We start from the raw sequence: 21,909 nt of genomic DNA, 5'->3' as shown, positions 1-21,909 counted from the left end.
GACCACCCCTGCAGCCGTCCTCATGGTAGTGCGTGTAATAGTTCACGGCGCGGACTTTCCTGGAAAGGCGATGGGAGGCCGGACGGCAGGAGCGCAACGGGCCCGGCCCACCGGAATTGTCGTTGCCCTCCGCCATGATGGCCTCGCCCGCATCCCCCGCGTGATCCTGAAGGAGCCGTCATGACCGCCAACGCACCCACCGAATGGTCCGATTTCGGATGGCAAGCGTGGGAGAGCCTCTCCCTTGTCCGGGCCAGGCTCGACGCCGGCGCCGATCCGAATGTCGGCACGTATGCCTTCGAGCGGCCGCTGCACGCCGCAGCGGAGCGCGGTTCGCCGGAGGTGGTCGCCGAGCTGGCGGGCCGGGTCGATGACGTCGACGCGGAGTGCGAGGGCCGCACCGCCCTGTGGGAAGCGGTCTTCAACAACCGGCCCGACAACGCCCGTGCGCTGGTCGCGGCCGGAGCGGACCCGTGGCGGCCCATGATGGACGGCTGGTCGCCCGGCCGGCTCAGCCTGGCGGGGCCCACGCCCGGCCAGTTCTTCCCCTTTCCCCCGGATCACACCGGCCTGACCGAGGCCGAGACGGCCGCCGTCGAGGAGGCCGACCGGCTGACCGGCGTGCTGGGCGACATCGAGGACGACGGTTTCAGCCTCACGTGCGTACGCGGCATCAGCGCCGCCGAGGCGGCGCGGCGCCTGGCCGGCGAACCCGCCGACGAGGAGGAGCTGGAAGAGATCATGGACGACCCCTTCGGCGACGAGGCCATGCAGATCGTCGGCTTCACCGACGTGCCCGGCGGCTGCGTCGTCAGCCAGAGCTGGGGATTCATGGCCGCCACTCCCGTGGTCATGCGGCTGCTGTCCGCGGGCACGGTCGCCTACGGCATGTACGCCAACCCCAAGAGCGGCAACCAGGGCCGGGTCTACCGCGACGGCGAGATCGTGGACTGGGACACGCACCCGGGCGGCGGCGACGTCTCCGATGCCGATCCGGCCGCGGAGATCCTGCTCAAATACCTGTACAACGGCTACGCGGAGGCCTACTGCTTCGCCGGCGCCGGCCTGCGCCCGACCGACGCCCACTCGATCGCCGAACCGGACACGCACCTGCGGCTCCCGGAACGCGACTACTGGCACTGACCGGCCAGGACAGGTGCCGCGCAACCCCGGCGGAAGATCCCGTACGCTCACCCTCATGCCTGTCGATCTGACCGCATGCCGCTGTGTCCTCTGCGACCCGCCCGGTGAGCTGGATCGTCGCACCCGGCTGACGATCGGGAAGGTGCAGCAGCACGGCTGGCAGGTCACGATGATTCCCGGTGACGAGCACGGGCGGGGCTGGGCCTTCACGATCGGGTTGTGGCACCACCACCGCTCGCCCGAGTTGGCCATGTTCGGGCTGGACATCCACGACATGCAGCCCTGTCTCAACTCCCTCGGCGACAAGGTGGTCGCCGGGCAGGCGCTGAAGGCCGGTCAGGAATGGCAGGGCATCATCGACCAGCGCCCCGTCGCGCTCAAGGCAGTCGACTACCGCTGGTATCGAACCTTCTTCGGCACGGCGATCGGCTTCTACCGGCGGCCGCCCTTCCCGTTCCTCCAGGTCGTCTGGCCCTCCCCGGACAACACCTTCCCCTGGCAGGCCAACGGGGACGACCACCAGCCGCACCTGTGGCTGCGGCCGGACGAGCACCCGGCCGGCGTATGGACGCGATGAGCACCCACACGAGCCCGCGCGTCCGGGCCCGCGCGCTGGGCGTGGTCGTCGGCGCGCTGCCGACCGGGCCGCTGAACGCGATCACCGACGTCGAGGGGGTGCTGGTGGGCCACACCACCCTCGACGACGGCGCCGACCTGCACACCGGGGTCACCGCCATCGTGCCCCGGCAGCTGGCCACCGCACGGCGGGGGCTGCCGGCGGCCGTTCACACGGGCAACGGGTACGGCAAGCTCGTCGGCTCGACCCAGATAGACGAGCTCGGCGTCCTGGAGTCACCGATCGTCCTGACGGCCACGCTGTCGGCGTTCCGGGCGGCGGACGCGCTGGTCACCTACCTGTTGGAGCGCCACCCTGACGGGCTCTCGGTCAACCCCGTCGTGGGAGAGACGAACGACGGCTTCCTGTCCGACATCCGGCGCCGCCCGATCACCGAACGGCACGTGCTCGACGCGCTGGAAGGGGCGTCCGGCGGGCTGCCCGCGGAGGGATGCGTGGGGGCGGGCACCGGCACGACGGCCCTGGGCTACAAGGCCGGCATCGGCACCTCCTCCCGTCGGCAGGTGGTGGACGGCGCACCGGTGACGGTCGGGGCGCTCGTGCAGGCGAACTTCGGCGGGGTGCTGACCGTCCAGGGTGTCCCGATGCCGGTCGAGGAGCTCGTGCCCGGATCCGTCCGTGAGGAGCCGCCGGGCAACTCCTGCATGATCGTCGTGGCCACCGACGCGCCGCTCGACGCGCGTCAGCTCGGCCGGCTCGCCCGCCGGGCGATCTTCGCGATGGGGCGGGTGGGGGCGTCGTACTCCCATGGAAGCGGCGACTACGCGATCGCCTTCACCACGGCGCCGCCCCGGCTCCCGACCCTGCCCGACGACCTGCTGAACCCCGTCTTCACGGCGGTCATGGACTCCGTCGAGGAGGCGCTGCTCAACTCCCTGTTCACCGCGACCACCACCACGGGCGTCCAGGGCCGCACGAGCCATGCGGTGCCGTACGACCGGCTTCCGGGGAACGGCACGAACCGGAACGGGTGATCGCCGGGCGGGCCCGGACGAGCCGCCCGTGTGACGGCCTGGCTCTCACGGGCGCCACCAGCCGCAGGATCAGCCGGTGCTCTCACCCCGGTGGCGGCCGATTGGCGCGTACTCATTGATGTGTGTCAATATGGACAGGACTTCGACAACCGTCTATATCAGGGGGTCACGTGGAGCCGCTGCGCATCCTGGAGTGCAGCCCGCCGCTGGTGCGCGAGCAGCTGGACACCGGCAAGGCCGTCGAGCTCGCCCGCGCCTTCAAGGCTCTGGGCGATCCGGTGCGGCTGCGCATCCTGTCGATCGTGGCCAGCCACGTCGGCGGCGAGGTGTGCGTGTGCGACATCACCGACGCCTTCGACCTGACCCAGCCGACCATCAGCCACCACCTCAAGGTGCTCAGGGACGTCGGGCTGCTCACCCACGAGCGGCGCGGCTCGTGGGTCTACTACCGCCTGGTGCCGGAGAGAATGGCCCAGCTGTCGGCCCTGCTCAACATCCCCGCCACGGTCTGACATGTCATCGGATATCGCTCAGGCGCCCGGGATCTCCACGGCCGTGGTGGGCCGGCTGTCGGTCCTCGACCGGTTCCTGCCGGTGTGGATCGGCGCGGCCATGGCCGCCGGACTGCTGCTCGGCCGGTTCGTCCCGGGCCTGGACACGGCGCTGGAGGCGGTGAAGATCGGCGAGATCTCGCTGCCGATCGCGCTCGGCCTGCTGCTGATGATGTACCCGGTGCTGGCAAAGGTCCGTTACGACCGGCTCGACACCGTCACCGGCGACCGCCGCATGCTGATCTCCTCGCTGCTGCTGAACTGGATCGCCGGCCCGGCGCTGATGTTCGCGCTGGCCTGGACCTTCCTGCCTGACCTGCCCGAATACCGCACCGGCCTGATCATCGTCGGCCTGGCGCGGTGCATCGCCATGGTGCTCATCTGGAACGACCTGGCCTGCGGCGACCGCGAATCGGCCGCCGTGCTGGTCGCGATCAACTCGATCTTCCAGGTCGTCGCGTTCGGCGCACTCGGCTGGTTCTACCTCCAGGTGCTGCCCGGCTGGCTCGGCCTGCCGGAGGCCGCGCTGGACGTGTCGATGTGGGACATCGCCCAGTACGTGCTCATCTTCCTCGGCATCCCGCTGCTGGCCGGCTACCTGTCGCGCACCTGGGGTGAACGCGCCAAGGGCCGCACCTGGTACGAGGAACGCCTCCTGCCCAGGATCGGCCCGCTGGCCCTGTACGGGCTGCTGTTCACCATCGTCATCCTGTTCGCCCTGCAGGGCCACACCATCAGCGAGCGCCCTCTGGACGTGGCCCGCATCGCGCTGCCCCTGCTGGCCTACTTCCTCGTCATGTGGGGCGGCTCGTTCCTGGCCGGCCGCGCGATCGGCCTGTCCTACGAGCGCACCACCACGCTCGCCTTCACCGCCGCCGGCAACAACTTCGAGCTGGCCATCGCCGTGGCCGTCGGCGTCTTCGGCGTCACCTCCGGCCAGGCCCTGGCCGGCGTGGTCGGCCCGCTCATCGAGGTCCCCGTCCTGGTCGCCCTGGTCTACGTCAGCCTGGCCGGCCGCCGCCTGTTCACCGAGCAGCCCAAGGAGTCCGTACGTGCCTGACAAGCCCAGCGTGCTGTTCGTCTGCGTGCACAACGCAGGCCGCTCCCAGATGGCCGCCGGATGGCTCGCCCACCTGGCCGGCGACCGCATCGAGGTCCGCTCGGCCGGCTCCGCGCCCGCCGACCAGGTCAACCCGGTCGCCGTCGAGGCCATGCGCGAGAGCGGCATCGACATCACCACCGCACAACCCAAGATCCTCACCGTCGACGCCGTCGAAGCCTCCGACGTGGTCGTCACCATGGGCTGCGGCGACGCCTGCCCGATCTTCCCCGGCAAGCGCTACGAGGACTGGAAGCTCGACGACCCGGCCGGCCAGGGCGTCGAGGCCGTCCGCGCGATCCGCGACCAGATCCGCACCCGCGTCGAGAAGCTCATCGGCGAGCTCACCGGCTGAGCCGCGCCGGCCTGGGCGGGGCGATTTACGGAGGTTTTAGGCGGTTCGGTGCACTGTTCTCCCATAGTGCAGCTATCGGGAGGAACAGAGATGACCCCTGGGCCGGACGGATTCAGCACCGAGGAAACACTGTCGAACGAGCCGCCCAGGCGCCGCTTCCCCCGTTCCCTGCTGTTCGTCGCCACCGCAGCGCTCGTCGCGGTCACGGGCGCCGGCGTCGCCGCCGCCTCGGTGTTCTCACCCACGCCGGCCCCGACGCCCACGGCCGGCGACACCACCACACCGTCGGCGAGCCCGTCCAGCACGACGCCGCCCGGACGGGGCTGGGGCGGTCACCGGATGGGCCGCGCCCTGCACGGCGAGTTCGTCGTACCCGACGCCGAGGGCAAGTACGTGACGGTCGCCACCCAGTACGGCGACGTCACGGCGGTGGACCAGGACTCGGTCACGGTCAGGAGCGAGGACGGCTACACCAAGGAGTACGCGGTCACCGGCGACACCCGGATCAACCGCGGCGGCGAGGGCGTCGACGCGGTGAAGACCGGGCAGAAGGTCATGGTCATGGCGAGGGTGGAGGGCGGCACGGCCACCGCCGTCTCGATCCGCGACACCACCATGCGCAAGGGGTGGGGCCGGGGCGGCAAGGGCGGCCGCTGGCACCACGACCACCGGCCCGGCCGGCCGCCGACCGACACCCCGACCCCGTCCGCCACCTCGACACCGTCCGCCGCCCCGACAATGACCGTCACCCCTACGCCGACCTCCTGACCGCCTGTCCGGTCACCGCAGCACGACGGTGACGCGGTACCGCTCCGGCTCCTCCTTCGGGGGCGGCACCGGATCGACGAACACGTACCCCTCAGCGACCGACGGCTGATTCTGCGGGAACCAGGGCGACCGGATCCCGCGATCTTCACGTACGCCACCGTGCCGGTGCATGATGTGTCGTTCGTGCCGTCTCTATGAAGGCCGTCTTTGAGGGGAGTCACCGGTATGGAGGACGACGAGGTGCTGGCGTTGCACACGGCAGCGGAGGAGGGCTCGGCCGAGGAGGTCGCGGAGCTGGCCGGTCGGGTGGCGGACGTCGACGCCGAGGAGGAGGGCCGTACCGCGCTCTGGGTCGCCGTGTACGAGGGCAACCACGATCACGCCCGCGCCCTGGTGGCCGCCGGGGCCGACCCGTGGCGGCCGATGATGAGCGGCTGGTCGCCCGGGCGCCTCAGCCTGGCCGGACCGGAGCCCGGCCTGTTCGAGCTCCCCGCCGGGACGGACGGGCTGACGGAGGGCGAGGCCGCCGCGGTGGCGGAGGCGAAGCGGCTCACGGCGGCGCTGGGCTCTCACTACTACGACGGCGTGGGGCTGGCCTGCGTGGCCGGGATCAGCGCGGCCGAGGCGACCCGGCGACTGGAGGCGACGGTCGAGGACGTCGATCCCGAGGAGTTCCTCGACCGGATCGACCCCTTCGACGACGAGAGCCTGCGCTTCGTCGGCGTCACCGACGTGCCCGGCGGCTGCGTCGTCACGCAGCCCTGGGGGTACATTCCGCAGGCTCCCGGCGCGACCAGGCGCCTGTCCGCGGGCACCGTCTGCTACGGCATGTACGCCAATCCCAAGAGCGGCAACCAGGGCAGCATCGTCCGCGACGGCGAGATCGTCGGCTGGGACCTGCATCCGGGCGGCGCCCCCTGGGAGGACGACGACGCCCAGGAGGTCCTGCTCTCCTACCTCTACAAGTACAACGCGGTGGCCTACTCCTGCGCCTACGCGGGCCTGCGGCTGACCGAGGCCCGCGCGATCACCGGCCCGCCCGACACCTGGCTGCGCCTGCCGGAACGCGACCACTGGAACTGACCCCGCTCATGCGGCGGGCAGGGCCGCGAACACGCCGCCGTCCACCACGACCCCCGCTCCGGTGACGAAGCCGCCGCCGGAGCACGCGGGCCCTGGGCCGGCGCGTCCCCGGAACGGACTCGGGACGGATCGGGAACGGACCCGGGACGGCCGGCCACCGTGGTGTTCGCCGCGCTCCAGGGTGCTCATTCCCGGAAGCGGTCGGTGGCCTCGATGAGCCGGTGCAGCGTGCCGGGCTCGGCGCCCGCGTGCCCGGCGTCCTCCACGATCTGGAACTCGGCCTCCGGCCAGGCCAGGTGCAGGTCCCAGGCGGCCTCCGGCGGCGTCTTCATGTCATAGCGCCCGTTGACGATCACGCACGGGAGGTGCCTGATCGGATCGACGTCGAGCAGCTCGCCGTCCTCCAGGAAGCAGCCCTGGCCGAAGTAGTGCGCCTCGATCCGCGAGAACGCCACCAGGTCCCGGTCGTCCAGCGGCGGCGGCGGGACGGGCAGCAGCGAGTTGGCCGACAGCTCCCAGGCGGCCCACGCCCGCGCCGCCGGGACGTGCACCGCCGGGTCCGGGTCGAACAGCCTGCGGTGGTAGGCCCGCAGGAGGTCGTCGCGCTCCTCGGCGGGCACGAAGTCGCGGAAGGCCGCCCACTCCGCCGGGAACAGCCGCGCCGCTCCCGTGGGGGTGAACGCCCACGGCTCGTCGGCGGCCCTGGCCAGGTAGATGCCGCGCAGCACGAGCTCGCTCACCCGCCGGGGATGCCGCCGCGCGTACGCCAGGGCCAGCGTGCTGCCCCACGACCCGCCGAACACCAGCCACCGTTCGACCCCGAGCCGCTCCCTGAGCAGCTCGATGTCCGCGACCAGGTGCGCGGTCGTGTTGGCCGCCAGCGACACCCCGGGATCACCGGCGTGCGGCCGGCTGCGACCGCAGTTGCGCTGGTCGAAGAGCACGATCCGGTACGCCTCCGGGTCGAAGAACCTGCGCTGGTCCGGCAGGACCCCGCCGCCCGGCCCGCCGTGCAGGAAGACGGCGGGCTTGCCGTCCGGGTTGCCGCAGACCTCCCAGTAGAGCTCGTTCCCGTCGCCGACCTCCAGCAGCCCGGTCTCGTACGGCTCAATCGGCGGATAAAACGTCCTTTGTCCCATAACCAACAGACATACCACCGCTACCTGCTCAAACGGTGACCACGACCTTGCCCCGCGCATGGCCCCGTTCGAGATAGCGGACGGCTTCCGCGGCCTCGTCCAGCGAGTACGTCCGGTCGATGACCGGCATGAGCTTCCCCGTCTCGACGAGCCCGTTCAGCACGGCGAGGTCCTCCTGGCTGTTGCGGCACAGGAGGAACCCCATCCGCTGCGGCACGACCCGGCCCAGCAGATAGAGCCGGACCAGCCCGAGCGGCGCCCCCAGCCACTCGCCCTTGCACGGCGCGCACTCCACGAACACGCCCCTGCGGGTGAGAACGCGCCGGTTCGCGGTGAATGCGCGGTTCGCCACCACGTCGAGCACCACGTCGTACCGCCTCCCGGTACGGGTGTAGTCCTCCTTGGTGTAGTCGATGACGTGGTCGGCCCCGATCGAGCGGACCATCTCCACGTTCCGCGTGCTGCACACCCCGGTCACCTCCGCACCCAGCGCCTTGGCGACCTGTACCGAGAACGTCCCCAGCCCGCCCGCCGCCCCGTTGACCAGGACCCGGTGGCCCGCCCGCACCCCGGCCTTGTCGCGCAACGCCTGCACCGAGCAGACCCCCGCCACCGGCATGGCCGCCGCCTGCTCGAACGTCAGGCCGGCCGGCATCCTGTGCACCATGGCGTCCTGGCGCAGGCAGGCGTACTCGGCGAAGCCCGTCGTGCCCGGCACGAGATACAACCCGCAGCCGCCGTACACCTCGTCCCCGGGACGGAACCTGGTGACGTTCCGGCCCACCGCCTCGACGCTGCCCGCCAGGTCGCCGCCCAGCGCGCCGGACTTGGGCCGGGTCAGGCCGTTCTGCAGGCGGGTGATATAGGGCTTCCCGCGCATGATGTGCCAGTCGAGCGGGTTGACCGAGGCCGCCCGTACCCGGATCAGCACGTCGTCGTCCCCGACGGCGGGCATGTCCACGTCCTCGAGCCGGAGGACGTCCGGCGGGCCGTAAGCGTGATAACGGATTGCCTTCATGGCGTCCCCTCGATTCGCCGATCACTGCCCCCAGACTGCGGCCGCGCCCCCGGGTAGCGAAATCACGTGAATTCGTGATTGGCGGGAGTAGTGTCCGAGCCACCATGGCCAGACCCCCGCGCCGCCTGGGCAACCTGCCGGCTGAGGCGACCAGCTTCGTCGGCCGCCGCCGCGAGCTCGCGGCCGGCAGGAGGAAGCTGACCGAGGCCCGGCTGGTCAGCCTCGTCGGGCCGGGCGGGGTCGGCAAGACGCGCCTCGCGCTGCGGCTGGCCGCCGATCTCGGGCGCGGGTTCCCGGACGGCGCGTGGCTGGTCGAGCTGGCCGAGGTACGCGATCCCACGCTGGTCGCCGACGCGGTCATGGCGGCCCTGGACCTGCGCGACCAGGCGGCCACCGAACCTGCCGCGCGGCTGCGGTCGTACCTGCGGGACAAGAGGGCGCTGCTGGTCGTCGACAACTGCGAGCACCTGCTCGCGGCCATCGCGCCGCTCGTCGCGGACCTCATGCGGGCGGCCCCCGGCGTGCGCGTGATCGCCACCAGCCGGGAACCCCTGTCGGCGCCCGGCGAGCACGTCGTGCCCGTGCCGCCGCTCGACCTGCCCGCGCCGCACGCCCGCGTGCCCCTCGCGAAGCTGCGGCAGAACGAGGCGGTCAGGCTGTTCACGGAGCGGGCCGCCGCCGGGTCGGGCACGTTCGAGCTGACGGCGGCGAACCAGGCGGCCGTGGCCGACCTGTGCCGCCGCCTCGACGGCCTGCCGCTGGCGATCGAGCTGGCGGCCGTCAGGACGCGGGTGCTCACCGCCGAGCAGATCCTCGACCGCCTGTCCGACCGGTTCGGGCTGCTCACCGGGGGCGGCCGGGCCGCGCTCCCGCGCCACCAGACGCTGCGTACCACCGTCGACTGGAGCCACGACCTGCTGGCGGCGAACGAGCAGGCGCTGCTGCGGCGGCTGTGCGCGTTCGCGGGCAGGTTCACGCTGGAGGACGTCGAAGCGGTCTGCGCGTACGGGGACGTCCCGGCGGGCCGCGCGCTGGACCTGGTGGCGTCGCTCGTCGACAAGTCCCTGGTCCTGAAGGAGGACGCCGGCGGCCTGGCCTGCTACCGGCTGCACGAGACAATGCGCGAGTACGCCGCGCTCAAGCTCCGGGAGGCGGGCGAGGAGGAGGCCCTCGACCGCCGGTTCACCGGCTACTATCTCGCCCGCTGCCTGGGGTCCGGGCCGCGGGTCCGGCAGCGGCTGGCCGAGTGGCTCGACTGGATGGACCTGGAGATCGACAACGTCCGGGCGGTCCTGCGGGGATGCGTGAACCGACGGGACGCGTCACGCGGGACGGCCCTGGCGTACACCATCGGCTACTACTGGATCACGCGCGCGCTCAACGAGGGCGTCCGGTGGCTCGGCGAGCTGCTCGCGTGCGGGGACGGCGGTCCCGAGGGGCGGGCCTACGCGCTGTTCATGCGGGGTTTCCTGGCGGTGCTGCAGTCCGATCCGGCCGGCGCGGGGCCGGCGCTGGCGGAGGCGGTGGCCCGCGCCAGGGAGGCGGGGCTGCCGTCCGTCCTGTCGCAGTCGCTGTCCCTGGCGTCGATGGCGGCGAGCATGGCGGGGGACCATTCGTCGGCCGCGCGCCTGGGTGAGGAGGCCAGAGCCGTCACCGAGGGGCTCGACGACGACCAGGCCCGGCTCATGTACCTGCAGTCACGCGCGCTCAACGGCCTCTTCCAGGGCGATCTCGACGCGGTCGTCGCGGCGGCGTCGGAGGGCGTGCGCCTCGGCCGGGAGAGCGGCGACCTCTACAGCCTCGACATGATGCTGCTGAACCTGGGCTCGGCCAGGCTGATCGCCGGGGCGCTCGACGAGGCCGAGCCGCTGCTGGCCGAGGCGTTGCGGATCGCGTACCGGATCGACGACCGGGTGGGTCAGTACGTCCTGCTCGACGCCCTGGGCTGCCACGCCGCGGGCTCGGGGCGGGCGCAGCCGGCCGCTCGGCTGCTGGGGGCGGCGGAGACCGTACGCGCGGGGGCCGGGGCCGGTGTCCTGCCGTACCTCGCGCCGCTGCTGGCCCGGGCCGAGGAGACGGCCAGGGCGGCGCTGGGGGCGGCCGGGTTCGAGGACGAGTTCGCGGCCGGGCGGCGCCTGAGCCGGGACGCCGCGATCGCTCTGGCGCTCGGCGAGCCCGGCCCGGCCGCCGCCGGGGAATCCGCGGAAACGGGCCCGGCGCCGCTCGGCCGGCGGGAGGCGGAGGTCGCCCGGCTGGTCGCGGAGGGGCTCAGCAACAAGCAGATCGGGGCCCGGCTGTTCATCTCGGAGCACACGGTGGACAGTCACGTACGCGCGATCATGAACAAGCTCGGGGTCAACTCACGTGCCCAGATCGCCGCCTGGATGGCCGCCACCGGACATTAGCCCTCGCCCACCACGCGCCCGACGCGACGGGGTCAGTCGGTCGCGCACAGCTCGGCGAAGCGCCGCGCGTCGACGTTGCCGCCGGAGACGATCAGCCCGATCCGCCGCGGCACGTCCTCCACCCGCCCGGCCAGCAGCGCGGCCAGCGGGGTCGCGCCGCTGGGCTCCATGACGACCTTCATGCGTTCGAAGGCCAGCCGCATCGCCGCCCGGATGTCGTCGTCACTCACCAGGGCGACGTCGTCGACCAGGTGCCTGTTGATGGAGAACGTCAGCTCGCCGGGGATCTCGGCCGCCTGGCCGTCGGCGATCGTGCGCGGGATGGGGATGGACACCCGCCTGCCCGCGCTCAGCGACCGCTTGGTGTCGTCGCCGGCCTCGGGCTCGACGCCGATCACCCGGATCCCGGGCAGCGTCCCCTTGGCCGCCGTGGCGCTGCCCGCGATGAGCCCGCCGCCGCCGATGGGCACGAGCACCGCGTCCAGGTCGCCGACCTCCTCGATGAGCTCCAGCGCGGCGGTGCCCTGGCCGGCGATGACGTGCGGGTGCTCGTACGGGGGGATGAGCGTCAGGCCGCGCTCGGCCGCCAGCGCCTCGCCGATGGCCACCCGGTCGCCGGTGTAGCGGTCGTACGTGACGACCTCCGCGCCGTAGCCGGCGGTGGCCTCCCGCTTGGAGCGCGGGGCGTCCTCGGGCATGACGATCACCGCGGTGCTGCCCAGCTCCCGCGCGGCCAGCGCGACCGCCTGGGCGTGGTTGCCGGACGAGTACGCCGCGATGCCCCTGCCCAGCTGCTCCGCCGAGAGCCGGGAGACGGCGTTGTACGCGCCGCGGAACTTGAACGCCCCGATGCGCTGGAAGTTCTCGCACTTGAGGAAGACCTCGGCGCCCATGAGGGCGTCCAGGGTGCGGGAGCGCAGGACGGGCGTACGGTGGGCGACGCCCTTGAGCCGCGCGGCGGCGTCGTGAACGTCGTCCAGGGTGACCGGCAGTGCGTTCGTCATGCTCGCTGTTCCTCCAAGGGTGCGGGGATCCGGGCGCGTATCTTGGAGCTTGCCCTCTTCCGCCCCTCTTGCGGAAGTACCGCGCCGTTCCTCAGTCCAGGAACCCGGACACGGCCTCCAGCCAGCGAACGGGCTGGTCGACGTGCGCCATGTGCCCCGCCTCGTCGAGGACCTCGGCCCGGGCCGAGGGGATCAGCTCGGCGGCCTCCTCGGCCAGCGACGCCGGGAACGTCATGTCCTGCCGGCCGTGCAGCAGCAGGATCGGCACGCCGAGGCGGGCCAGGCGTTCGGCGGCCCCGTCAGGGCGCGCGGCGGGCAGGGTCCCGTTCCGCCACGGGCGCTGCCAATCGGCCGAGAACCGTACGCGGGAGAGGCGTTCCCGGTAGTCGTCCAGCGCCTCCTCGCGCCAGACGTTCGCCTCGGCCCCGGCGAACGCCGCCGCCCGCGTGAGCTCCGCCCCGGACAGCCCCGACCCGGACGGCGCCGGGCCGGAAGGTGTCGCGCCGGCCCACACGGACGCCTCCGCGGCGACCCGCCGGTCGCGCTCGGGCCAGCCCTCGAACGCGTCCGCCGGCACGGGCAGCACGCTGCTGGAGGCGATCACGAGCCGCCGCACGCGCCCGGGCGCGGCCACGGCCAGCCGCTGCGCCAGCAGGCCGCCGTAGGAGAAGCCCAGCACGTCGGTACGGTCCAGGCCGAGCGCGTCGAGCACCGCGACAAGATCGCCCGTCGCGGCGGCAGGGGTGTACTGGTCATCGGACAACCCGCGAGTCGATCCCCCGCACCCCCTCAGGTCAGGAAAGATCACGTCATGGCGGTCGGCAAGCCGGACCAAGGGTTCCCGCAAATACGTGTGGTCCCAGTCCGGCCCGCCATGAATCACCAGCAACGATCCCCGGCCGGGTCCTTCGCCGGTGCGTGCCGTGAACAACTCCACCACCGGATCACCAGAAACGCGGACAAACTCTTCATGCATCACCTACTTAAGCACCCCCGGCATTCGTCGTTACGATTCCGCTCCATCACCACACCAGCGACCCGCTCGCCTTCCTGATCACCGCCCACATCCGACACGCCGAGACCGGTCGCTGAACCCACGGGGCTCGCGGCCGGGCCCATGGAGCAGGGCGCGGGGTCGCGGGCTCACCCGGGTGTGCGGTTGCGGCGGCGGGCTCGGTGCAGGGTGAGCGCGGCGAGGGTCAGCAGGGCGGCGACGGCCACGAGCCAGCCCGCGCCGAGTCCCGACAGCCAGCCGACGACGGCGGCCTGGGCCACCGTCACCGCACCCACGATGGGGTCGTCCGTGGTCCCGCCCGAGAAGACGCGCAGCTCGTACCACCCGTAGTAGGCCACGTACAGTCCGGCGAGCACGAGCAGGGCGCCGCCGACCCGGGAGACGTACGGGAGGAGCCGCCGCAGCCTGGCCACCGCGGCGGCGCGGGCGAGCGCCACCGCCAGGGAGAGCGCGGCGACGACCAGGCCCATGCCGAGCGCGTACGCGGCGAAGGCGGCCGCGCCACCGAGCACCCCGCCACCGGACAGGGAGGCCGAGGTGACCGCGAGGAACGGCCCCACCGTGCAGGACAGGGAGGCCAGCGCGTACGACAGCCCGTAGCCGTACAGGGAGAGCGGCGCGGCGGTGGGCCGGCCGGTGGCCAGCCCCGGCACGCGGAGCAGCAACTCGCGCCCGGACAGCAGCCAGACACCGAGCCCGACCAGCAGCACCCCGATGGCCAGGGTCGCCCACGGCAGGTAGGCCCCCACCGAGACGGCCAGCGCGGTGACCACCACCCCGAACAGCCCGAAGACGGTGACGAACCCGGCGGTCATCGCCCCGGACAGGACCAGCGCCCGGATCACCGGGCGGGTGCCGCCGGTGTCGTTGATGAGGAGGGTGAGGTAGGCCGGCAGCATGGCGAAGCCGCACGGGTTGAAGGCGGCCACGGTGCCGGCGGTGAGCGCGAGGGCGAGCGGCAGCTCGGAGGCGAACACGGCTGCGCTATCGGCCGAGGAGCGCGCGGAGGTGCTCGTCCAGCTTGGCCTGATCGAGCGGACCCGTGGCCTTCCGCGTGGAGCCGTCCGGCTTCATGAACACGAACGTGGACTGTGCGCTGACGCCCAGCTTCGTCCACACCGCGCCCTTGGCGTCGGACAGGTGCACGATGCCGCCGGTGCCGGTGGTCTGGACGAACTCCTTCATCGCCGGCTCGGTGTCCAGCCCCGCCACCCCGACGAACGCCACCTCACCGTATCGGGCGGCGGCGGCCTTCACCGCGGGTGCCTCCGAGCGGCACTTCGGGCACCAGGGCGCCCAGAACCAGAAGACCACCGGCCGACCCGCCAGGCTCGCCCCCTCGAATCCCTGGCCGTCCAGCGTCTTCGCGGAGAACTTCAGCGCGGCGGGCACCACGGCGGCCGCGCTCGTCGTCGCCGATGGCGGCGACGCCGATGCGGAAGATGGCGGGGAGGAGGCGGGTGGGGATGAGGCGGGTGGCGAGGCCGCGCCGGAGGCTCCGTCCTGCCCGGCGGTGGCCTCCCCGGCCCCGCCCTGTCCCGCGCCACCGCACGCGGCGACCAATAAGACCCCCGCCACCAGCACGGCAGCCGCTCGAATCGACCTCATACCTGTCATACCGCCGAGCGTAGAGCGATCTCCCCCGCGAGTTCTTACAAGCCGGTGACAACAACCTCGGAGAGGCGATGACTCCCGTCCACGGCGGCGGTCTACTCAAGGGACGCGACAGCTGAGGAGGGCACATGGTGAACGGCTTGCAGGGGCGACTCCAGGACATGGCCGACGAACTGGTGCGTTCCGGGGCAGAGCGGGGCCTGCAGGTCGCCGTCTACCGGCACGGCGAGCTGGTCGCCGACGTCGTGGCCGGGCTCGCCGACCCCGCCACCGGCCGGCCGGTCACCCCGGGCACCCCGTTCCACGCCTTCTCGGCGGGCAAGGGTCTGACGGCGACCGTCGTACACGTGCTCGCCGAGCGCGGCGCCCTCGACTACGACACGCCGATCGCGCGGATCTGGCCGGAGTTCGGGGCGCACGGCAAGGACACGGCCACGGTACGGGACGCGCTCACGCACTCGACGGGCGTGCCGGGGCTGCCGGCGGACCTCACCCCGGAGGACCTGTGCGACTGGGAGAAGACGTGCGCGCTGATCGCCGCCGCCCGGCCGTGGTGGGAGCCGGGCACGGCGACCGGCTACCACTCCTACACCTTCGGCCACATCGTCGGCGAGATCGTCCGCCGGGTCACCGGCACGCCGATCTCCCAGGTGCTCAGGGAGGAGGTCGCCGCCCCGCTGGGGGTGGCGGGCGAGCTGTTCCTCGGGGTGCCGGAGGCCGAGCTGGGCCGGCTCGCGCGGCTGGAGGACGTGCCCGGTTTCGCCGAGGCGCCCGAGGGCTCCCCGGCCCTCGCGGTCGCGCCGCGGGGCGTGCGGCCGACGGCGGCGTTCGGCAACCGCGCCGATGTGCTGTCGGCGGCGATCCCGGCGGGTGGGCAGCTCACCGCCCGCGCGGCGGCCCGCATGTACGCGGCGCTCCTCGGCCCGGTGGACGGGGTGCGGCTGATCTCGCCCGACCGGCTCCGCGAGGTGACCGCGCCGGTCGTGGACGGCGTGGACCGCGTGTTCGGCAACCGGGCGGTGCTGTCGAACGGCTACGCGGTCGGCCGTCTGGGCACGGATCCGGACGACACCCCCACGGTGTTCGGCTGGGCGGGCAGCGGCGGCGGTTACGCCTGCGCCGACACCGCCACCGGGGTGGCGTTCGCGGTGACCAAGAACCGGCTGGCCGCCGACTTCGGCACCGCCCAGACGATCGCCGCCCTCATCGCCGGCGCCACGTAGCCGTCACCCGGCGATCGGGCTGCCGTCCCGTCCAGAGCCGACCGGCGGTGCTGCCGCCGTCCCGTCCAGAGCCGGCCGGCCGCCGTCCCGTCCGGGCTCAGCCGATGGTCAGGCTGCTGTCGCCGTCGATGAAGTAGAAGAAGTCACCGTCCCCGCCGACCGACGCGCCCGTGTAGTCCCCGTGGTGCGACCACGCGCCCCCGCCGTCGTCCGGGACCGGCTCGGCACCGGGCCCGGCCGCCGCACCCGCCCCAGCGTCCCACCCCTGGTCCCACCCCTCCCCCCACCCACCGCTCTCGGTGGCCGTCGGGTCGGTGGCGGCCACGAGGGCGGCCCCGCCCGCCACGGCGACGGCGGCCGGGACCCGGAACCGGGTCTCCGACGCCTCCCCGGCATAGGCCCGCGACTCCTCGCGAACCCGATCGAACTGACTGGTGAAGAGCGCCATGAGCAGGGCCTCCGGTATCAGAAGTCGAGGAAGCGCGGCGTCCGTACGGCCTCGCGGGCGGCCCGCAGGTGGTCGGCGATCTCGCCGCGCCGCAGCCGTACCCCGGATCCGCCCGGGTAGCGGCGCATCACGTCCAGGACGGCCAGACGGCGGGCCACCGCGCGCAGCGCCGGCGGCCGCGCGGCCTCCGGGGCGGCGGCGAGCTCCTGGGCGATGCGCCGCGCGGTCTCCCAGCGCAGGCCGAACACGTTCTCGGTGAGCACGTACGCGAGCACCGGCAGCGAGGTGGAGACCAGCGCGTTCCAGCGGTCCAGCACGATCGCCCACCCGCGCTCCGACTGTGCGGTCACCTGCGCCTTGCGCTGCTCGCCCTGGGCGTGCGACGAGTACGCCTGGGAGATGCCCGACACCGCGAACACCGGGTTCAGCAGCGCCGCGGCCCCGAGCGACAGCGCCGCCCCCGCGTAGCCGACCTTGGGCAGCGCGTCGGGGTCGAGGTCCATCACGCGGGAGAGCTGCACGGCGAGCTGCCCGGTCTCGGCGGCGGCCCGCTGCGCCGGGGCGAGCGCGGCCCGCAGCTTCGGCTCCCCCGCCTTCAGCCAGTCCGGCTCGGCGCCGCCGGTGACCGCCGCGAGGAGCAGCGCGTCCCGGTGCCGCAGGAAGGCCGGCAACACGGAGACGACCTGGTCGAGATGCGACTGCAGCTCCCCCAGCCCGACCTGCAGCACGGCGGCGACGCGGGCACGTTCGTCGCCGCTCCCCGGCAGCGTGAGGGGCTCGGACAGGCCGTCCGCGCCGGAATCGCCGAGCAGCGCCGCGTGCAGCTCGTAGAACGGGCCGAACACGGTGTAGAGCAGGTAGTCCTCCTCCAGCCCGACGGCGGCCCGCAACATGCCGGGCACCTGCGCCGCGCCCGCGCACGCGTTGCCCCACGCCCTGACCTCGGTGTGCAGCGCCTGTACGAGCTCGGGCTGGGCGACGACCCTGAGGTCGGTACGCTCGCTCGTCAGCCGCAGCTCCGCCCGCCGCGGCTCCGGCCGGCCCTCGACACTCCTGATCGCCTCGTACGGGATCCGCACGTTGACCCCGCTGCCCTTCACCCGCATGCCGTCGGGCGCGAACGCGCACGCGACCGGCCGCCCGTCGGCCAGCTCGGCGGGCAGCACCCCCGAGCCGAGCGTGCGCCCGGCGGCTGCCCGCAGCTCCGCGTTCTGGTGCAGCCGGCGCCCGAACACCTCCGAGGCGCACTCCACCGTCACCGGCCCGTGTGCCGGGCTGAACACGACGAACCGCTCGGCGGTCCCGGCGATGCGCAACTGCCGGTCGCCGAGGTCGAAGCGGGCGAGCACCCGCTGCGTGTCCGGCGCCTGGAACTCCAGGGCGTGCTCGCTCAGCACGCAGTCCGCCTTGATCGTCCCCGCGCCGCCCAGCCCGCGCAGCGAGACCGGCGCCGAGGTGCCCACCGTGCGCGACCCCGGTTCCGCCGCTCCCACGACGGTGAGGAACGCCTTGCGTACCTCAGGGGTGACGAGGTGCAGGGTCGCACCGGTGAGGAAATGCCCGCCGAGCAGGGCGCCGCCCCGCAGCTCGACCGCGCTCGGCCCGGCGGGTGTCACGTCGACCCGGTTGACGGGCCACTCCAGGGGGATCCGCCCGCGGCTGCGCAGTTGCAGGCGGCCTCCCGCGATCACGACGTACGCGGCCAGCTCCGCCGGGGCGACCTCCTCCTCACCGGCCGCGGACCGGTCGGGCTCCGACTCGTACCGTGGAGTGATCGAGATCGCGCACGGGCTGATGAAGTCCGTCGCCTCGGCGCCCGGCATCAGCCGGCCGCGCAGGCCGGTCAGTACGGCGAGCACGGGCGGCGGCAGTTCGGTGGTGGTGACGAGCTCGACCGTCCGGCCGTCCGGCAGGCGGAGGTCGGCGACGAGCCTGGTGCTGCCGTCGACCAGCTCGATCGTGGCCTCGGGGTCGGCCGCCGGATCCAGCGCGGTGACGACCGGGTTGCCGAGCCCGCCGGTGTCGTGCACGTACACGGCGGGGTGGTCGGTCAGCAACAGGGAGCGGGTGCCGGTCCAGGAGAACCCGGACGACCGCCGCTCCAGCACATCGTGATGGGAGCTGTCGAAGACGACTCGCCCTCGTACGGCTCCCCAGGTCACCGGCACGGCTGCTCCCTCCTGCCAGGCTCGGTCCCGTTACCTGAGGATCGTGCTCTCGTAGAGGGGCGGCGTACAGGTCCAAATACGTGCCGGCTCATCCCCCGTTCGTGACGCGGCGCAGGACGGCTTCGATGGGGCCGTGGCGGTGGGTACGCAGCCAGCGGGCGCTGAGCCAGAGCAGGACGGTATAGATCACCAGAGCCACCCCCATCACGGCGATCGGCGGCAGCTCACCGGCCAGCGCCAGACCGTACCCGGTGAAGACCAGGCAGGCCAGCACCGACTGACCGACGTAGTTGGAGGCCGCCACCCGGCCGGCCGGTGCCAGCGCGCGACCGACGGCGGGGTGGCGGCGGATCACCCGGAGCAGGGTGGCCACGTACGCGGCGGCCAGCAGGATCGAGGTGACGTTGTTCACGGCCAGGCCCACGAGCTCGCCCGGACCGGTGTCGCCGGCGGTCACGGCGAGCAGGATCCCGCCGGGCACGCCGAACCCGAAGCCGATCCACTGGATCCGCGGCAGCAGCCGCGACCACCGTTCGGGCTCCTCCAGCAGCCTGGACTTGCCCGCCGCCAGCCCGAACAGGAACATCGCCAGCGCCGTCGGCCCCTGGAACAGCCAGATCATCGCCACCAGCGGCGGATAGAGCTCCAGTTGCAGGGTCAGGACGTCGAGCGGCCCGCCGGTGGCCAGGGCCAGCGCCCGCGCCGCCGCCACGGGATCGGCCGCGGGGGCCTGCCCGGCCGTCGGGTCGAGCGTGGACAGCCAGGCCAGCGCGGCCATCAGCAGGGTCAGCACGCCGATGATGACCGACCCGATGGCGACGGCCCGCTTCGGGCTGACCTTGCGCAGCGTGAGCAGGATCAGGCCGAGCACGGCGTACAGGGTGAGGATGTCGCCGATCCACAGCAGGATCCCGTGCACGACGCCGATCATGAAGAGCCCCAGGCACCTGCGCACCGTCCTGGCCGTCACGCTCGCGCCGGCCCGCTCCGCCGAGCGCATCTGCAGCGTGAACGAGTAGCCGAACAGGAACGAGAAGATGATGTAGAACTTCGTCAGCACGAACGCCGTGATCGCCGAGGCCACCGGCCCTTCCGGGATGGTCATGCTGCCGGCCAGGGCATAGCCGGGGTCGGCGTAGAAGCCGATGTTCGCGACCAGGATGCCCGCCAGGGCGAACCCGCGCACCACGTCGATCTCGTGGACGCGGCTGCCGGCCGGTGTGCGCAGTTCCGTCATGGATCCGAAGCTACGAACGCGCGCTCGCCCCGGCATCAGACCTTGGTCTCCTCCGGGGCGACCTAAGCATGACCGTGTGTCCGCTGACCGCATATGGCAATTGGTGGGGTAGTTGGGGCAGAAGGTAGGGGCCTGCACCACAATGGGGGGATGGCATACCCTCCGCAGCCTCCGCCACCCCAGCCCCAGCAGCCTGGACCCTGGGGCGGCCAGCAAGGCCAGGGAGCGCCGCAAGGGTACGGCCCTCCCCAAGGCCAGGCGGCACCCCAGGGCTACGGCCCGCCCCAGGGCCCGCCCTACGGCGGCCAGCCCCAGGGCCCGAATCCCCAGCAACCCGGCTACGGACAGCCCCAAGGCCCCACGCAGCAGCAACCCGGCTACGGACAGCCCCAGGGCCCGAATCCCCAGCAGCCGGGGTACGGCCACCCCCAGGGCCCCACGCAGCAGCAACAGCCGGGCCCCGGCCAGCCGTACGGGCAGGGCGCATACGGGCAACCCGCTCACGGCCAGCCCGGATACGGTCAGCCCGGTCCCGGGCACGGCGCGCCACCGTACGGGAACCACCCGGGCGGCCCGTTCCCGCAGCCCGGCTACGCCCCCCACCCCCCGCCCAAGAACAACAACGCCCTGATCATCGGCCTGGTGGCCGGCCTGGCCGTGCTGCTCCTGGGCGGCGGCGTGGGCGCGTACTTCTACCTGCGCTCCCCGGGCCCGGCCCCCAACGTCGCCCTGCCCAGCACAGGTCCCACCACCTCACCCCCGTCCTCGCCCGCCCCCGAGGAGCCGACGGACTCGCCGACCTCCGCACCGTCCACGACCCCCACCGACACCCTGCCGACCTCGAAGCGGGCCCAGCCCGGCTCGCCGATCACGGACGACGAGTTCGACGACTGGAAGTTCGCCCTGGGTGGCGTCAAGTTCAACGCGAACAAGGTGGGCGGCTGGACCTACGACTCCTGCGACCCGGTGGACGGCCAGGGCCTGCTGGCCAAGAACAACTGCCAGCGCGCCATCCAGGTCGCCTACTCGGCCTACAGCGGGCATCTCAGGGCGGTCCAGGTCATGATGTCGTTCCCGACCGACAAGGCCGCCAAGACGACGGCCGACCGCCTGGCGAAGCTGTCGTCGGACGCGGTCAAGTGGCGCCAGGACAAGGCGCACGCCAGCTACGTCTACGGCAAGATCCGCTCGGGAGCGTCCAAGAAGTACGTGGTCGTCACGATCGTCACCGCCGACAAGTCGGCCCAGTCCAAGGCCCCGAACTTCCACGCGTACCTGCAGACCGACCTGGCGAGCTACTTCCTCCTGCGCGACCAGACCATCACGAGCTGAGCGCCGCACCCCAGCGAGGCAGCTCAAGGGCGCGGGCAAGTGCACGGCGGGGGCGCTGTTCGGTGGCGTCCAGAGTGCCGGCTTCAAGGGGCACTTCAGCATCAGTTGACCGGTTGAGGGCGGGCCGGCTCCCCGAGCCGGCCCGTCGCCGTCGGGGTGCCCGGCACCGGTAGCGTCGGCATCATGTTCGACTGTTACCGGACCCGGGCCGGGCGCGAGGGGGGCCGATGATCGGCGCCATCGCGGACGACGTCACCGGCGCGACCGACGTCGCCGTGGCCCTGCGCCGACACGGCCTGCGCACCGTGCTGTACTTCGGGCTCCCGCCACAGGGCACCGAGCTTCCCGAGCACGACGCCGTCGTCATCGCCCTCAAGACCCGTACGATCCCCAGGGCCGACGCGGTGGCCCGATCCCTCGAAGCACTGCACTGGCTTCGAGCGAACGGCGCCGCCCGGCAGGTCTACTTCAAATACTGCTCCACCTTCGACTCCACCCCCGACGGCAACATCGGCCCGGTCCTCGACGCGCTGGCCGACGCCATGGACGCGCCTGTCGTCGCCATGACCCCGAGCTCGCCGGAGCACGGCCGTACGCAGTACAACGGCTACCTCTTCGTCGGCGACGTGCTGCTCGGCGAGTCGCACATGCGCCACCACCCGCTCACCCCGATGACCGACTCGTACCTGCCGCGCG

The 21,909-nt window shown here is 72.8% G+C and carries 22 protein-coding genes; 12 read left to right on the top strand and 10 right to left on the bottom strand.

Annotated elements, in window-relative coordinates:
• The first annotated feature begins 180 nt into the window (after nucleotides 1-180).
• From AB0J69_RS52080 to AB0J69_RS52050, 7 genes are all read left to right on the top strand, one after another.
• Nucleotides 181-1,143, top strand: coding sequence for an ankyrin repeat domain-containing protein (locus AB0J69_RS52080; RefSeq protein ID WP_364134387.1), 963 nt, complete (start codon nucleotides 181-183; stop codon nucleotides 1,141-1,143).
• A 55-nt stretch (nucleotides 1,144-1,198) separates the two neighbouring features.
• Nucleotides 1,199-1,720, top strand: coding sequence for a DUF4262 domain-containing protein (locus AB0J69_RS52075; RefSeq protein ID WP_364134384.1), 522 nt, complete (start codon nucleotides 1,199-1,201; stop codon nucleotides 1,718-1,720).
• Nucleotides 1,717-2,754: a P1 family peptidase gene (locus tag AB0J69_RS52070; RefSeq protein WP_364134381.1), complete on the top strand. Its 1,038-nt coding sequence runs from the start codon at nucleotides 1,717-1,719 to the stop codon at nucleotides 2,752-2,754. The genes AB0J69_RS52075 and AB0J69_RS52070 overlap by 4 nt, the downstream gene beginning before the upstream one ends.
• 170 nt (nucleotides 2,755-2,924) lie before the next feature.
• Nucleotides 2,925-3,266 (top strand): metalloregulator ArsR/SmtB family transcription factor, encoded by a 342-nt coding sequence (locus AB0J69_RS52065; RefSeq protein WP_364134378.1) that lies wholly within the window; start codon nucleotides 2,925-2,927, stop codon nucleotides 3,264-3,266.
• Between the two features lies 1 nt (nucleotide 3,267).
• The gene (gene arsB / locus AB0J69_RS52060; protein WP_364134375.1) at nucleotides 3,268-4,365 is read left to right on the top strand and encodes an ACR3 family arsenite efflux transporter; all 1,098 of its coding nucleotides are present in this window, start codon (nucleotides 3,268-3,270) and stop codon (nucleotides 4,363-4,365) included.
• Nucleotides 4,358-4,759, top strand: a complete 402-nt coding sequence (locus AB0J69_RS52055) for an arsenate reductase ArsC (RefSeq protein WP_364134372.1) — start codon at nucleotides 4,358-4,360, stop codon at nucleotides 4,757-4,759. Before arsB ends, AB0J69_RS52055 begins: the two co-directional genes overlap by 8 nt.
• A gap of 90 nt (nucleotides 4,760-4,849) precedes the next feature.
• On the top strand, nucleotides 4,850-5,527 hold the full coding sequence (locus AB0J69_RS52050) for a hypothetical protein (protein ID WP_364134369.1): 678 nt from the start codon (nucleotides 4,850-4,852) through the stop codon (nucleotides 5,525-5,527).
• Between the two features lie 12 nt (nucleotides 5,528-5,539).
• Here the strand turns inward: AB0J69_RS52050 and AB0J69_RS52045 are convergent, their stop codons facing one another.
• Nucleotides 5,540-5,698: a hypothetical protein gene (locus tag AB0J69_RS52045; protein ID WP_364134366.1), complete on the bottom strand. Its 159-nt coding sequence runs from the start codon at nucleotides 5,696-5,698 to the stop codon at nucleotides 5,540-5,542.
• A 54-nt stretch (nucleotides 5,699-5,752) separates the two neighbouring features.
• On the opposite strand from AB0J69_RS52045, the gene AB0J69_RS52040 reads away from it, so the two are divergent.
• Nucleotides 5,753-6,610 carry an ankyrin repeat domain-containing protein gene (locus tag AB0J69_RS52040; protein ID WP_364134363.1) on the top strand — a complete coding sequence of 286 codons (858 nt, stop codon included), beginning with the start codon at nucleotides 5,753-5,755 and terminating at the stop codon, nucleotides 6,608-6,610.
• Nucleotides 6,611-6,795: 185 nt separating this feature from the next.
• Here AB0J69_RS52040 and pip read toward each other — a convergent pair whose 3' ends face one another.
• Nucleotides 6,796-7,749 carry a prolyl aminopeptidase gene (gene pip, locus AB0J69_RS52035; protein ID WP_364134360.1) on the bottom strand — a complete coding sequence of 318 codons (954 nt, stop codon included), beginning with the start codon at nucleotides 7,747-7,749 and terminating at the stop codon, nucleotides 6,796-6,798.
• 28 nt (nucleotides 7,750-7,777) lie between these two features.
• Complete coding sequence (locus AB0J69_RS52030) at nucleotides 7,778-8,767, bottom strand: NAD(P)-dependent alcohol dehydrogenase (protein ID WP_364134357.1); 990 nt, start codon at nucleotides 8,765-8,767, stop codon at nucleotides 7,778-7,780.
• Nucleotides 8,768-8,871: 104 nt separating this feature from the next.
• Here AB0J69_RS52030 and AB0J69_RS52025 point away from each other — a divergent pair, with 104 nt between their 5' ends.
• Complete coding sequence (locus tag AB0J69_RS52025) at nucleotides 8,872-11,172, top strand: LuxR C-terminal-related transcriptional regulator (RefSeq protein WP_364134354.1); 2,301 nt, start codon at nucleotides 8,872-8,874, stop codon at nucleotides 11,170-11,172.
• A 32-nt stretch (nucleotides 11,173-11,204) separates the two neighbouring features.
• On the opposite strand, the gene AB0J69_RS52020 is transcribed toward AB0J69_RS52025, so the two are convergent.
• From AB0J69_RS52020 to AB0J69_RS52005, 4 genes are all read right to left on the bottom strand, one after another.
• Complete coding sequence (locus AB0J69_RS52020) at nucleotides 11,205-12,176, bottom strand: threo-3-hydroxy-L-aspartate ammonia-lyase (protein WP_364134351.1); 972 nt, start codon at nucleotides 12,174-12,176, stop codon at nucleotides 11,205-11,207.
• Between the two features lie 91 nt (nucleotides 12,177-12,267).
• Entirely contained in the window at nucleotides 12,268-13,152 is an 885-nt protein-coding gene (locus AB0J69_RS52015) for an alpha/beta hydrolase (RefSeq protein WP_364134348.1), read from the bottom strand.
• 167 nt (nucleotides 13,153-13,319) lie between these two features.
• Nucleotides 13,320-14,168, bottom strand: a complete 849-nt coding sequence (locus AB0J69_RS52010; protein WP_364134345.1) for a cytochrome c biogenesis protein CcdA — start codon at nucleotides 14,166-14,168, stop codon at nucleotides 13,320-13,322.
• 7 nt (nucleotides 14,169-14,175) lie between these two features.
• The gene (locus AB0J69_RS52005) at nucleotides 14,176-14,799 is read right to left on the bottom strand and encodes a redoxin domain-containing protein (RefSeq protein WP_364134342.1); all 624 of its coding nucleotides are present in this window, start codon (nucleotides 14,797-14,799) and stop codon (nucleotides 14,176-14,178) included.
• A gap of 134 nt (nucleotides 14,800-14,933) precedes the next feature.
• Here AB0J69_RS52005 and AB0J69_RS52000 point away from each other — a divergent pair, with 134 nt between their 5' ends.
• Nucleotides 14,934-16,028, top strand: coding sequence for a serine hydrolase domain-containing protein (locus AB0J69_RS52000; protein ID WP_364134339.1), 1,095 nt, complete (start codon nucleotides 14,934-14,936; stop codon nucleotides 16,026-16,028).
• A gap of 97 nt (nucleotides 16,029-16,125) precedes the next feature.
• Here AB0J69_RS52000 and AB0J69_RS51995 read toward each other — a convergent pair whose 3' ends face one another.
• The 3 genes from AB0J69_RS51995 to AB0J69_RS51985 form a co-directional block, all read right to left on the bottom strand.
• Entirely contained in the window at nucleotides 16,126-16,476 is a 351-nt protein-coding gene (locus AB0J69_RS51995) for a hypothetical protein (RefSeq protein ID WP_364134337.1), read from the bottom strand.
• Nucleotides 16,477-16,493: 17 nt separating this feature from the next.
• A complete protein-coding gene (locus AB0J69_RS51990) occupies nucleotides 16,494-18,644 on the bottom strand; it encodes a hypothetical protein (protein WP_364134334.1) in 2,151 nt (716 codons plus the stop codon).
• A gap of 88 nt (nucleotides 18,645-18,732) precedes the next feature.
• Nucleotides 18,733-19,881, bottom strand: a complete 1,149-nt coding sequence (locus tag AB0J69_RS51985) for a DUF418 domain-containing protein (protein WP_364134331.1) — start codon at nucleotides 19,879-19,881, stop codon at nucleotides 18,733-18,735.
• Nucleotides 19,882-20,031: 150 nt separating this feature from the next.
• Here AB0J69_RS51985 and AB0J69_RS51980 point away from each other — a divergent pair, with 150 nt between their 5' ends.
• The gene (locus AB0J69_RS51980; protein WP_364134329.1) at nucleotides 20,032-21,213 is read left to right on the top strand and encodes a hypothetical protein; all 1,182 of its coding nucleotides are present in this window, start codon (nucleotides 20,032-20,034) and stop codon (nucleotides 21,211-21,213) included.
• Nucleotides 21,214-21,440: 227 nt separating this feature from the next.
• Nucleotides 21,441-21,909: four-carbon acid sugar kinase family protein (locus AB0J69_RS51975; RefSeq protein WP_364134326.1), on the top strand; the 469-nt coding region annotated here is incomplete at its 3' end.

Source organism: Nonomuraea sp. NPDC049709 (genome assembly GCF_040674815.1).
Taxonomy (GTDB): domain Bacteria; phylum Actinomycetota; class Actinomycetes; order Streptosporangiales; family Streptosporangiaceae; genus Nonomuraea.
This window is presented reverse-complemented; position numbering and strand designations above follow the sequence as displayed.